This is a genomic window from uncultured Treponema sp., from assembly GCF_946187725.1.
GTDB lineage: Bacteria > Spirochaetota > Spirochaetia > Treponematales > Treponemataceae > Treponema_D.
The window spans coordinates 113641-124818 of sequence record NZ_CAMHSK010000006.1 but is presented as its reverse complement, the minus strand read 5'-3'; the positions used below and the strand labels follow the sequence as shown (position 1 = coordinate 124818).

14 protein-coding genes are annotated in these 11178 nt (G+C 40.4%); 9 read left to right on the top strand and 5 right to left on the bottom strand.

Annotation, left to right across the window (positions count from 1 at the left end; all coding sequences use genetic code 11):
* Positions 1 to 20 precede the first annotated feature (20 nt).
* The 9 genes from rpmD to Q0Q74_RS04305 all read left to right on the top strand — a co-directional run bounded on the left by rpmD (position 21) and on the right by Q0Q74_RS04305 (position 5141).
* Positions 21 to 206: a 50S ribosomal protein L30 gene (rpmD, locus tag Q0Q74_RS04345; protein WP_294428892.1), complete on the top strand. Its 186-nt coding sequence runs from the start codon at positions 21 to 23 to the stop codon at positions 204 to 206.
* On the top strand, positions 206 to 679 hold the full coding sequence (gene rplO / locus Q0Q74_RS04340; protein ID WP_294428884.1) for a 50S ribosomal protein L15: 474 nt from the start codon (positions 206 to 208) through the stop codon (positions 677 to 679). Before rpmD ends, rplO begins: the two co-directional genes overlap by 1 nt.
* A gap of 25 nt (positions 680 to 704) precedes the next feature.
* On the top strand, positions 705 to 2039 hold the full coding sequence (gene secY / locus Q0Q74_RS04335) for a preprotein translocase subunit SecY (RefSeq protein WP_294428882.1): 1335 nt from the start codon (positions 705 to 707) through the stop codon (positions 2037 to 2039).
* A 178-nt stretch (positions 2040 to 2217) separates the two neighbouring features.
* On the top strand, positions 2218 to 2331 hold the full coding sequence (rpmJ, locus tag Q0Q74_RS04330) for a 50S ribosomal protein L36 (RefSeq protein ID WP_184660867.1): 114 nt from the start codon (positions 2218 to 2220) through the stop codon (positions 2329 to 2331).
* 10 nt (positions 2332 to 2341) lie between these two features.
* A complete protein-coding gene (gene rpsM, locus Q0Q74_RS04325) occupies positions 2342 to 2713 on the top strand; it encodes a 30S ribosomal protein S13 (RefSeq protein ID WP_294428875.1) in 372 nt (123 codons plus the stop codon).
* Positions 2714 to 2756: 43 nt separating this feature from the next.
* Positions 2757 to 3137 (top strand): 30S ribosomal protein S11, encoded by a 381-nt coding sequence (gene rpsK / locus Q0Q74_RS04320; protein WP_294428874.1) that lies wholly within the window; start codon positions 2757 to 2759, stop codon positions 3135 to 3137.
* Between the two features lie 188 nt (positions 3138 to 3325).
* A complete protein-coding gene (locus Q0Q74_RS04315) occupies positions 3326 to 4393 on the top strand; it encodes a DNA-directed RNA polymerase subunit alpha (protein WP_294428872.1) in 1068 nt (355 codons plus the stop codon).
* An 11-nt stretch (positions 4394 to 4404) separates the two neighbouring features.
* Positions 4405 to 4878, top strand: coding sequence for a 50S ribosomal protein L17 (rplQ, locus tag Q0Q74_RS04310; protein ID WP_294428870.1), 474 nt, complete (start codon positions 4405 to 4407; stop codon positions 4876 to 4878).
* A gap of 23 nt (positions 4879 to 4901) precedes the next feature.
* Positions 4902 to 5141 carry a hypothetical protein gene (locus Q0Q74_RS04305; protein ID WP_294428869.1) on the top strand — a complete coding sequence of 80 codons (240 nt, stop codon included), beginning with the start codon at positions 4902 to 4904 and terminating at the stop codon, positions 5139 to 5141.
* 124 nt (positions 5142 to 5265) lie between these two features.
* Here the strand turns inward: Q0Q74_RS04305 and Q0Q74_RS04300 are convergent, their stop codons facing one another.
* From Q0Q74_RS04300 to Q0Q74_RS04280, 5 genes are read right to left on the bottom strand one after another with little or no spacing between them, the layout of a single operon-like run.
* A complete protein-coding gene (locus Q0Q74_RS04300; RefSeq protein WP_294428868.1) occupies positions 5266 to 6912 on the bottom strand; it encodes a VWA domain-containing protein in 1647 nt (548 codons plus the stop codon).
* Positions 6912 to 7925 (bottom strand): VWA domain-containing protein, encoded by a 1014-nt coding sequence (locus tag Q0Q74_RS04295; protein ID WP_294428867.1) that lies wholly within the window; start codon positions 7923 to 7925, stop codon positions 6912 to 6914. Before Q0Q74_RS04295 ends, Q0Q74_RS04300 begins: the two co-directional genes overlap by 1 nt.
* The gene (locus Q0Q74_RS04290; RefSeq protein ID WP_294428866.1) at positions 7922 to 8956 is read right to left on the bottom strand and encodes a hypothetical protein; all 1035 of its coding nucleotides are present in this window, start codon (positions 8954 to 8956) and stop codon (positions 7922 to 7924) included. The genes Q0Q74_RS04295 and Q0Q74_RS04290 overlap by 4 nt, the downstream gene beginning before the upstream one ends.
* A gap of 46 nt (positions 8957 to 9002) precedes the next feature.
* Positions 9003 to 9692 carry an ABC transporter ATP-binding protein gene (locus Q0Q74_RS04285; RefSeq protein ID WP_294428864.1) on the bottom strand — a complete coding sequence of 230 codons (690 nt, stop codon included), beginning with the start codon at positions 9690 to 9692 and terminating at the stop codon, positions 9003 to 9005.
* 17 nt (positions 9693 to 9709) lie between these two features.
* Positions 9710 to 11173 carry an iron ABC transporter permease gene (locus tag Q0Q74_RS04280; protein ID WP_294428861.1) on the bottom strand — a complete coding sequence of 488 codons (1464 nt, stop codon included), beginning with the start codon at positions 11171 to 11173 and terminating at the stop codon, positions 9710 to 9712.
* Between the last annotated feature and the right edge of the window lie 5 nt (positions 11174 to 11178).

Genomic DNA, 11178 nt, shown 5'->3' with positions numbered 1-11178 from the left:
CAGGATATGTGGGGTTAATTATGGCTAAGAAAATTAAAATTACTCTCGTAAAGAGCGTTATCGGTCAGAAACCTGAAAAAAAGGCTACTGTCCGCAGTCTTGGTCTTAAAAAGATTAGCTCTTCAGTCGTTCAGGAAGCTACACCAGCCGTTCTCGGTATGGTTGACGCTGTCGCACACCTTGTTAAAGTAGAGGAGGCTGAATAATGTCTGATTTTCTTTTGCATGCCCCAGAGGGCGCTAATAAAAAGCCTAAGAGAGTAGGACGAGGTTCTTCTTCTGGACTTGGTACAACAGCAGGTAAGGGAAACAAAGGTCAGCAGTCTCGTTCTGGTTCTGCTGTTCCATATGTAGGATTCGAAGGTGGTCAGATGCCACTTTATCGCCGAATCGCACATCGTGGTTTCTCTAACTATCCTTTCAAGAAAGAGTACGATGTTGTTAATGTTTCTAGCCTTGAAGCTAAATTCTCTGCCGGAGACACTGTAAACAAAGAAACTCTTGTTGCAAAAGGCTTGGTTAAGTCAGTAAGAAAACTGGTTAAAATCCTTGGTGACGGGGATTTGACAAAGAACCTTACAGTTGATGTAGATAAAGTTTCTGCTTCTGCAAGAGCTAAGATTGAAAAAGCTGGTGGTTCTGTAAAGACTTCTGAAGCTGATTCAACTGAAACAAAATAAAAAAAAGTAGTCTTTGGAGAAAGGCATGGCAAACAATCCAATTGCAAATATGTTCAGAATTAAAGAATTGCGAGATCGTCTTTTCTTTACTTTTGTAGTACTCGTTGTTTTTCGTCTTGGATGTGTTCTTACTATTCCGGGAATCAATGCTCAGGTTCTTGTAAATTATTTTGAGGAACTTGCAAAGCATAACAAAAACGCGTTTGCCAGTTACATGGACTTCTTTGCCGGTGGTGCATTCTCTAATTTCTCTGTGTTCATGCTTGGTGTAATGCCATATGTTTCTACACAGATTATCTTGCAGCTTGCGTTGATTATTTTCCCATCCCTTAAGCGTGCAGCTCAGGAAGATGGTGGTCAGCGCAAAGTTGCAGCTTGGACTCGAATCGGTACAGTATTTGTTTGCTTGATTCAGTCTTTGGCTGTAACAGTATATGCAGCTAGTATTCCGGGTGCGATTGCACTCGAGAATCCTGTTGCATTCAAGTTGCTTGCAATGCTCACTGTCACAACAGGTGCAATGATTACGATTTGGCTTGGAGACCAGATTACAGCCCGCGGAATTGGAAACGGCATTTCTATGTTGATTTTCGCAGGTATCGTAGCTCGCTTGCCTCATGCAGTTCTTGAACTTCGCAATCGAGTTGCTGACGGTTCTCTTAACCCTGTATTCGTAATCATCGTTTTGCTTATGTTTATTGGAATTATTGCCTTTGTTGTTTATGAACAGTCTGGCGAACGAAAGATTCCAGTTCACTATGCGAAGCGTGTAGTTGGTCGAAAAATGTATGGCGGTCAGAGCACATACATTCCATTCAAAATCAATCCTTCGGGAGTTATTCCTGTCATCTTTGCTTCTTCATTCTTGACTTTCCCGTTGCAGATTGTTTCTAGTCTTGGTAACAACCAGAACTCAGCTCGCTGGATTGCTTCGCTTTCTGCTAAGTTAAATCCAACAGGCTGGCTCTACAATATCCTTCTTGTCCTTCTTATAATCTTCTTTGCATACTTCTACACACAGGTAACCCTGAACCCCACAGAAATCGCAAAGAATATTCGAGAGAATGGTGGTTCTATTCCTGGAATCAGGACTGACAAAACAGAAGAATATATGCAGAAAGTTCTGAATAGGCTTGTATTGCCTGGTTCACTTTATCTTGCTGCTATCGCAGTTTTGCCGACAATCATCCAGAATCTTTTTGGTTTCCCGCAGTCAATTTCTATGTTGATGGGAGGCACCTCGCTCTTGATTTTGGTTGGTGTTGACTTGGATACAATGAGCCAGATTGAAGCTCTTCTTAAAATGCACCATGCAGATGGTCTTGTTAAGAAAGGTAAATTAAGATCAAGAAATTTGTAGGATTTAAAACATTCTATCGGTAAAAAAACGTTAGAATTTATAAGAATTTACGAAATTTTTTGGTTTTCCTGTAGAATAAGTTTGGGGATTTGTGGTATACTCATCGGACTTGAATTGTAGTTCATTGCGAACTGCCATGATTCAAGCGAAGTATACTATCATCCCCAGGGGGACTTTTATGAAAGTACGAACCAGCGTAAAGCCCATCTGTGATAAGTGTAAGGTTATCAAACGAAACGGAATCATCCGTATCATTTGTTCGAACCCAAAACATAAGCAGAAGCAGGGTTAAGGAGTAACAGATGGCTCGAATTGCGGGAGTTGATCTCCCAAATAAACATGTCTTTGTTGCATTGACCTACATTTACGGTATTGGTCGTTCATCAGCAATGGCAATTTGTGAGAAGACAAAGGTTGATCCAAACAAAATGTTGAATGATTTGGATCAGGACGAATTGGCTAAAATCCGTACTTTGATTGATACAGAGTACAAGGTTGAAGGTCATCTCCGTTCAGAAATCGGTCTTAACATCAAACGCTTGATGGACATCGGTTGTTACCGTGGTCTTCGTCATCGAAAAGGCTTGCCTTGTCGCGGACAGCGAACTCGCACAAATGCGCGAACTCGTAAAGGCAAGAAGAAGACTGTCGCTAACAAGAAGAAGGCAGTCTAATTAGCTTCCGGCTAATAATGATTGATTGATGGAGAAATAGTTAATGGCAACCGCAAAAAAGCGAAAGGAAAAGAAGAGCGTATACGAGGGAAATGTTTATATCCAGGCTACGTTCAACAATACTATCGTAACTATTACAGACTTGAATGGAAATGCTCTTTCTTGGGCATCTTCAGGTGGTCTCGGATTCCGTGGAGCAAAAAAATCAACTCCATTTGCTGCACAGTCTGTTGCTGAGTCGGCAGTACAGAAAGCAGTAAGCTATGGACTTCGTGAAGTTCATGTTTATGTGAAGGGTCCGGGAATGGGTCGCGAGAATGCTGTCCGTGCTCTTGGTGCTTTGGGATTGAAAGTAAAATCAATCGCTGATACTACACCAATTCCGCACAATGGCTGCCGTCCTCGTAAGACTCGCCGCATGTAACTAGATTTTTTCGATATGCTTTTTCGTTTGGGCAGGTTTTCTTATTTCCTGCCCTTACGACTTTTGTTATCGGTTATCTTAGTGCCTGTAAAGGCATGGTTACTGTTGATAGTTGTGAAGTCAGAAGTTTACCTTCTGAATAAAAAAGTAGCTCCTGTATGGGCTCTATATTTTAAAAAGGAGTTCAGATGGCTCGTAAAAACTTGCTGAAGGGTTTTAAAAAACCAAAAACCGTTCAGTTCGATCATCTTGAAGCAAACCCAAATTACGGAAAGTTTACAGCTTATCCTTTTGAAACAGGTTTTGGTACAACAATCGGAAATACACTTCGACGTGTGCTTCTTTCATCTATTCAGGGATATGCGATTACCTCTGTAAGAATTACTTCTTATGATTCCGACGGCGTTCCACATGTAATTTCTAGTGAATTTGAGACTATTCCTAATGTTTCTGAAGATACTTTGGAAATCTTGAACAGTCTTAAACTCATGCGTGTTAAGCTCCCGGAAGATGTCGAGCAGGATACGATTCTCTTTGAATTCAAAGGACCTGATACTGTAAAGACCAATGATTTTGAACGAGAAGGACATCTTGAAGTTCTTACAAAAGATGTGCCAGTTTTCACTATGATGGAAGGTGCACATATTGAGTTTGAAATTCAGGTAGACTTGGGACGAGGATATGTTCCGGCAGAAGTAAATGAGCATTATATCGAAGTTGTTGGTACAATTCCGATGGATGCAATCTTTACACCTGTTTCTAAAGTCAAGTACATGATCGAACCGTGCCGTGTAGGTCAGCGAAATGATTATGACAAACTTGTTCTTGAAGTTTGGACTGATGGAACAATTACTCCAGAGGATGCATTGGCGGAGGCTGCAAAAATTGCAAAGGATCACTTTACAGTATTTGTTAACTTCAATGACAGTGATATTTCTGGAAATGATGATTTTGATGAGGGCGATGAAAAAATTCGTCAGTTGCTCAATACTCCTGTAGAGGAACTTGAGCTTTCTGTCCGCTCTTCAAATTGTCTTAAAAATGCGAATATTCGCACAATCGGCGAATTGACTCGCAAAACTGAAGATGATATTGCCAAAACAAGAAACTTTGGTAAAAAATCTCTTACAGAAATCAAGGAAAAGCTTCAGGAATGGAACTTGAACTTGGGAATGACTGATTACAGCCATTTGAAAAATGCAGTTAATTTGACAAAGCCAGCACAGGGCGCTCAAACAGAGCAAACTGAACAATAAGGAATAATCCAATGAGAAATAAAACAGGATTTAATCCACTTTCACGAACAGCAGCACATCAGCGTGCAATGGCTCGCAATATGGTAACATCACTTTTCAGATTTGAACGCATTACGACAACTAGTGCAAAAGCTAAGGAAGTTCGTAAAGCTGCTGAAAAATTGATTACTCGTAGTAAGGTAGATTCTGTACATAACCGTCGTACAGCTGCAAAGTTTATTCAGGATGAGAAAATCTTGAACAAGCTTTTCACAGAGATTGGACCACGCATGAAAGAGCGTAACGGTGGTTACACACGAATCCTCAAACTTGGTTTCCGTCAGGGTGATGCTGCTGATGTTGTAATCCTTGAATTGGTTGACTATAAATTGCCTTCAAGTGATGATGAAGCATCAAGTGCTAAAAAGGCTGATTCAAAAAAGTCAGCTGCAAAAAAAGCTCCTGCATCAAAGGCAAAGACTGATTCTGCCAGCGAGGCTAAATAATAAGCTAAATTAAGGAGTTAAGTATGTCTAAAGCACATCGCGGAACTGGAGTTCGCACAGAACCAAATCATGGTCGTGGAAAATGTCCACGCTGTGGAAAAGAAAATGTCAAAGTCCTTTACGAGAAGGAAATTGATGGCAATACAGTTAAAATTTGCAAAGTTTGCAATGCAGAACTGAAGAATATTGCACGAAAAGAGGCTAGAGCAAGCAAAGCCGCTGCTGCCGCAGCTGCTGCATCAGAAGCTCCTGCAGAAGCATAATCCAAATCGGTATGCGACGCCGCTCCTTTTTACAGGGGCGGCTTTATTTTTTTTCAGTAAATTTATTTTGTCTGGAAAATCTTAGTTGTATGCAAGTGGCGCACTTTTATTCCTGTTAAAAATATCAGTAATCAATTCCTGATTCTTCTTTGCTTGATGATTCGCTCATATTTCGCCATTTTTTACTTTCATTTTTGCGAATAAGATTGAATAATTCAGTTTTCATATCGGATTTGTCGGCTTTTTCTTCATTTACTGCTTGCATCAGACTTTCAGCTGCTTTTACTTGCTTTTGAACCAGTTCTCGTTCACAAAGTTCGAGATTTACTTTTGCATTTAAATTCCGCGAATCTGCAAGGATTGATTTTTTGAAACATTCGGCAGCTTGTTTGTAGTCGCTTCGCTGTTCATAAATTACGCCCATATTGTAAAATGCTGCACTTCTTAAATCAGGGGGCAATTCTTTATTATCGAGATTTAACTGGTTAAGGCGTTCCAAAGAAGCGTCAAGCTCATTCATTGAAAGATAAGTAGCGCTTAAATCATAGATGGCATATTGTTGTGTTTGAGGATCTTGCCTGGCTTTGTTTGCCGTGTTCAAGAAGTCTGCGGTTGCACTTGTGTATTTACCTTCGTACCAGGCCCAAACTCCTTCCAGTACCTGTTTTTTTTCGTTTGTACATGAAGAAAAAACTAGAATGCTGAGAGCTGCTGTCGCCGAAAACAGTTTTTTGATTTTTTGTAATGAAGAAACTTTGAATTCTGCCGCAACAAAAGATAAAATCAAGAAGAACACTGCCCAAAAAATAAAAAAAGTGTGGCGATTTACAGTTTTGAGTTCATACGACAGTGTTTTTTCTTCATCAGAAGATTTTGTCGTAATCTGGTTTAAGAGTTTCCATGCTGAACTATTTTCGCGAGAATCAATATATGAAACTGTTGGCGAATTTTTGAAAAGCAGTTTTGAATAAGTTTGTTTATTAAGTTTTTCACAGATTTCTTTTATTTTATTCGAGCGGAGTGCCGTTTTTACACGGGTTTTTCCGTCTCCTGCAGTGATTTCAGATTCATTTTCTGAGCCGAAGCCTACAATCGAAACGGGGATTGCGAATCTTGCAGCAGTTTCAATTGATTTTTCTAAAAGGTTGTCAGTTTCATCCCCATCTGTAAATACCCAGATATATTGAGCTTTCGATGAAGTGGTTGGAATCGCGTTTACGGCTGCTTCAATTCCTTTTCCAAGTGAAGTTCCGGTTGCTGTAACGAGCGAGGGTGAAAGATTTTGGATGAGATTTTCCATGAGGGCCGTATCTTCTGTTTCTGGAATAGCTACAAATCCGTCTCCTTTGGCAAGAACTGCGGAAAATGACGAAAAATTGAGCTGTTCAAGAAGTGATGAGGCATATATCTTCATTGCATCAAGGCGGGTTATTTTTTGAGGTGCGTCCCCTGCAAGCATTGAATATGAAATGTCGAAAACGAAAGTCACATTGTTGCCGCTCTTGTGAACTGGAATCCTTTTGGTACCAAACGAAATTCCTGAAAAGGCAAGTACTGCAAAAATCCATGCAAGACAAAGAAATAAGGTCCGTAAAGTGACGGCAAATCGCAATGATTTGACAAGCGGGCTTACAGGAACTGATTTACTCGAATTTTGAAGGGCATTGGTTACTTTTCGGAATCTGAAAAAAATGAAAAAGATTGCCGGAATAATCGCAAAAATGAACAACAAAACCTGTGGCTTTTCAATTGTGAAAGACGAAAGATTCATCACAAAACCTCCGAGAGAAAAATCCGCTTGATAATCAGTGTTGCTGTGAATAATATCATTGCGGCAAAAAGAAAAAAGTCATAACAGTTCTGGTCAGAAAAGCGGTAATGGAAAGTTTGAATGCTTTCTTCCCGGCGCGAAATTTCTGAAAGTGAAGCTGAGAGAGAGGCAATTGACTCAATCCCGAAGTATTTCCCTCCAGAAATGGCCGCTAATTCTTCAAGGGGTCTTGTATCGAAATCTGATTCATAGAATCCTGAGTGAATTTTGCCGGTTTTCAAGTCTGTGTATTCGATTGGCACGGTTCCTTTTGTTCCGATTCCGAAAGTGTAGAGAGAAATGTTCTTTTCGGCGGCAAGATTTGCAGCTGTTTCCGGATGAATTGAACCCGCGTTATTTTCACCGTCTGTAATCAGAACGATGCACTTTTTGGGAGCTTTGCTTGACGAAAGATGATAAAGGGCCGTGGTCAAACCTGTTCCAATTGCAGAACCGTCGCCGAATTCACCGATGTTGAGCGAATCAAGTCGTTTTTCGAAGAAAACTAAATCATTTGTGGGGGGGACGATACATGCTGCTTCACTTGCCATAGCTACCAGCCCGTAAGCAGCTCCTTTTTCGGTGGATGTAAGCGTTTTTATCCCGAGTTTTGCGGCTTCAAGTCGGGTTGTAACTCCGTTAACAAGTGAAATATCCCGGGCTGCCATCGATGGACTTGTATCAAGGACAAAAAGAATGTCGGTTCCGCGTGAAGTGTAAACTTTTTCCTGATGACGGATTATCGGATTCGCAAGTGCAATCACAAGAAAAATAAAGGCTGCGTGTGCAAGAAGTTTTGACAGTATAGAAACGACATTTGAGAAAGAATCTTTGTAAACGAAAGATTTTCCGTTCCAGTCCGAAATAATGAGAGGAAACGCTACTTTTGAGAAAATGCCGAAATGTCGGAGAACATGGATAAGAAAAATCGCAAAAAAAAGAAGAAATGCAGATGGGGTTTCAAATTGAATCATTCTTCTTCCTCCGAATCAAAATTTTCAATGAGGCGTATTGCACTTTCTGTCAGGCCGATTCTTTCGTTAGTGCCGTCGTTTTTGTCTGTGACGAGGAAATGTGCATTTTCGGCGAATCGAATGTAATCGAGTCTGTTGAAGATTTCAAGCAATGTGTTTACGCAGTCTTCCTGTTTTTCGCTTAATGAACCGCCCATGATTTGTGTGAAAAGCAGCGGAATTTTTGCACTTGTAACAGAAGAAAAATCAGTGCTGAAGCGTTTGTTGAGAAAAATCCTAAGAATATGCTGAAGTTCGGCGGCAAAATCTTTATCGGAAGGAATTTTGGCAGAATCTTTTTGAAGAAGAAGAATTTTTTTAATTGTTTTGCGTGAATTTCTTTTAAGTGAATAAAGATAGGTAAAATTGTCAATGAAGCGTGCAATTCCCGGAAGATGCAGAATCACAAATACGAGCGTGGAAAAAAGAATCAGGGAAACAATGGCTATAATTACAAGAAAAAGTGTTGTGCCAGGAAGAGTGAGCGGACCTGATTGAGGCATAAAAGAATTATTCCCGGTTTTTTGTACCAGAGATTTGACTTCAATCGGGGAAAGAGAAACAATGAATGGGATGGCCGAATGTGTTTCTATTCCATATTCACTTTCAAGAGAAAAACGAACCAGTGATGCCAGATTAAATGGCGGAATTACGCAAAATCCTGTTTTCCATGGGATTATATTGATGGTGAGAGTGTATTCTGAACCTGTTCTGCGGATATCTGCGTTTGTTACTGTAAAATTTGATTCATTTGCCTTGAAGAAGTGAAAATCAGTGCGCAAAGAGATGCTTGTGTTTTCGGTAAGTGGAAATGATTTTCCGAAAATTTCTGCGTCAGAATGAAAAATATAGCGTACTTCGGCGGTATCACCAATGTAAATGATTTTGGGCATGACAATCTGGAGATTCTCTGCACTAAGGAAAAATTGAGATAAAATCAATTGTGTGATGACAGCGATTGTTTTTATGATTTTTTTCGTTGGAAGATTCATTCTTATCTACTATATTCTAGCTTTTTGTTGTTTGCAACAGTTTGGCCTAGTCACTCATCATCTGTTCTGTAAAATCTTCAGCGTTGCCCTGCCAGGTTATTTTTCCGCCTTTCAGAAGAATAATTCTATCACTGACGGCTTTTGCTTCGTTTAAATCATGAGTTACCATAATTCCTGTGAATCCGAAATCTTTTTGAAGTGTGCGGATTTCCGAAGCGAGTTTTTTTCGCAGTGGGGCATCAAGGGCGGAAAGCGGCTCATCAAAAAGGATGAGTTTTGGCTTTATTATAAGAGTGCGTGCAAGTGAGACTCTCTGTGCTTCACCGCCTGAAAGCGTTTCTGGAGAGCGCGGACCGAATCCTTCAAGATTAAATTTTTTGAGAAAATCAGCGGCACATTCACGGCTTTCTTTTCGGCCAAGCCCTTTGCATCGAAGTCCGTATGCAACATTATCATCAACCCTAAGGTGATTGAAAAGATTTGCTTTTTGGAAGACCATTCCTACTTCCCGTTTTGCAGGAGCAAGATTTGTGATTTCTTCGCCGTCAAGGAGGATTTTTGTTGATTCGCTGGCTTTTTCCAGACCTGCAATGAGTCTTAGGACAGTCGATTTTCCGCTTCCACTTGGACCTACAATGGAAGTCATTGTGTTTTTCTCACAAGAAAACGATACAGAAAGATGAAAAGATTCGTAGCTGTAAGTTAAATTTTCTGCCGTAAAGTACTGTTTTTCCATGACATTCCCTTTTGAAATCAAATTTTTTTAAGTTTGTTTGCCAAGCCGAAAACTACTGCACAAAGAAGACCTAAAATCATTCCTGCGGCACAGGCTTCGTGAAATCTGTAGCTTCCAGCAAGACGATATGTGAAAAGCGAGAGATTTGAAAATTTTGGAAGGGCAAGAACTAGTGGCAGAGTTGTGTCTCCAGCACTCACAGCAAAACAAAATCCGGCCGCACTTAAAATTCCACGCCAGCTTTGAGGAAGGTAAATTTTGAAAAGTAAATCGGCGTAATGCGGGCTTAATAATCTTGCGGCATCTACGGATTCCTGTTGAATTTTTGAAAGTGATGCGTAAATCTGCCGGAAAGCGAGCGGCCATGTTAAAAAGACTTGTGCGAGAATTAAATGAAAGACGGTTCCGCGCTTAACTGTGGAAATGATTACAACACCGGTGATGACACTCGAAATTGCCATTGGAATCATCGGTAAAACGCGAAGAATGAGAATCCTTCCAGTTGAATCAAAAGAGCGCAAAAAAGACGAATAGAAAAATGCTATGACAGTGCATAGAAAACTTGATGCAAGGGCGACTAGAATCGTTGTGAAAAAGGAAGATGCGAAGCCGCGCATTCTGAAAAGTTTTTCGAAAGTTGAAAGGGTAATAACTTCTCGTGCAGAGGAGAGTGCGTTGTAAAATATTGAGAAAAGCGGTGCAAGAAAGAACAGCAGGATTAAACCAAAAATCAATGATGCGGAAAGCACTTCAAAAGGACCAGAGATTCTTTTATCAGGATTCTTTTTGTAAAATGAAATTCCTCTGGTTCTTGCGGATTTTTGCTCCAGAAAAGAGTAGAGTGCAACGAAAAGACATGCGAGTGAAGTTTCTGTCAATGCAAGTTTTGCCGTTTCGGAGTAATTAAGCGTTGCCTTTGCTGTTCTGTAAATTTCAACTTCAAGGGTGGTGCATCCGACTCCACCGAAAAGCAAAATGATAAGAAAACTGAAAAAGCAGTAGAGAAAGACAAGCATCCCTGATGAGACGATTGAAGGAATCAGCTGATAAATTGTGACTGTTCTGAATATTCGGGCTTCACCTGCACCTAAAAGCCTTGCCGTTTCGGCCTGTTCTTGTGGCAGTCGAATCCACGAATCGTGAACAGTTGCCATTACAATAGGAAAATTGTAGAACCCTTGTGCGATTATGATTCCAGAAAAACTGTATAGGGATTTGAAAAATGGTTCGTCTGAGTCGCATAAAGTCTTAATGATTGTGTTCAGTGTGCCTGAAATTCCGAAAAAAGACACAAAGCCTAAGGCAATAAGCAAGGCAGGAATGCATAAGGGAACGGAAGAGAGGGAAAGCAGAAAAGATTTTCCGAAGAAGTTTCTGTTTGCTGTGAAGAATGTCGCTGAGATGCCAACTAAAAGTGCAAGCACTGTTGAGCAGATTGCCTGAAAAACAGTGAATGCACTTATGTATAGAAGATTTTGCACGGCTC

What these genes read in the sequence shown, in the direction of transcription:
- Q0Q74_RS04300 (WP_294428868.1), bottom strand. Translation starts at nt 6,912, where the DNA reads ATGAATCTTTCGTCTTTCACAATTGAAAAGCCACAGGTTTTGTTGTTC.
- secY (WP_294428882.1), top strand. Translation starts at nt 705, where the DNA reads ATGGCAAACAATCCAATTGCAAATATGTTCAGAATTAAAGAATTGCGA.
- rpmD (WP_294428892.1), top strand. Translation starts at nt 21, where the DNA reads ATGGCTAAGAAAATTAAAATTACTCTCGTAAAGAGCGTTATCGGTCAG.
- Q0Q74_RS04315 (WP_294428872.1), top strand. Translation starts at nt 3,326, where the DNA reads ATGGCTCGTAAAAACTTGCTGAAGGGTTTTAAAAAACCAAAAACCGTT.
- rpsM (WP_294428875.1), top strand. Translation starts at nt 2,342, where the DNA reads ATGGCTCGAATTGCGGGAGTTGATCTCCCAAATAAACATGTCTTTGTT.
- rplQ (WP_294428870.1), top strand. Translation starts at nt 4,405, where the DNA reads ATGAGAAATAAAACAGGATTTAATCCACTTTCACGAACAGCAGCACAT.
- Q0Q74_RS04295 (WP_294428867.1), bottom strand. Translation starts at nt 7,925, where the DNA reads ATGATTCAATTTGAAACCCCATCTGCATTTCTTCTTTTTTTTGCGATT.
- Q0Q74_RS04305 (WP_294428869.1), top strand. Translation starts at nt 4,902, where the DNA reads ATGTCTAAAGCACATCGCGGAACTGGAGTTCGCACAGAACCAAATCAT.
- rpmJ (WP_184660867.1), top strand. Translation starts at nt 2,218, where the DNA reads ATGAAAGTACGAACCAGCGTAAAGCCCATCTGTGATAAGTGTAAGGTT.
- Q0Q74_RS04285 (WP_294428864.1), bottom strand. Translation starts at nt 9,692, where the DNA reads ATGGAAAAACAGTACTTTACGGCAGAAAATTTAACTTACAGCTACGAA.
- rplO (WP_294428884.1), top strand. Translation starts at nt 206, where the DNA reads ATGTCTGATTTTCTTTTGCATGCCCCAGAGGGCGCTAATAAAAAGCCT.
- Q0Q74_RS04290 (WP_294428866.1), bottom strand. Translation starts at nt 8,956, where the DNA reads ATGAATCTTCCAACGAAAAAAATCATAAAAACAATCGCTGTCATCACA.
- rpsK (WP_294428874.1), top strand. Translation starts at nt 2,757, where the DNA reads ATGGCAACCGCAAAAAAGCGAAAGGAAAAGAAGAGCGTATACGAGGGA.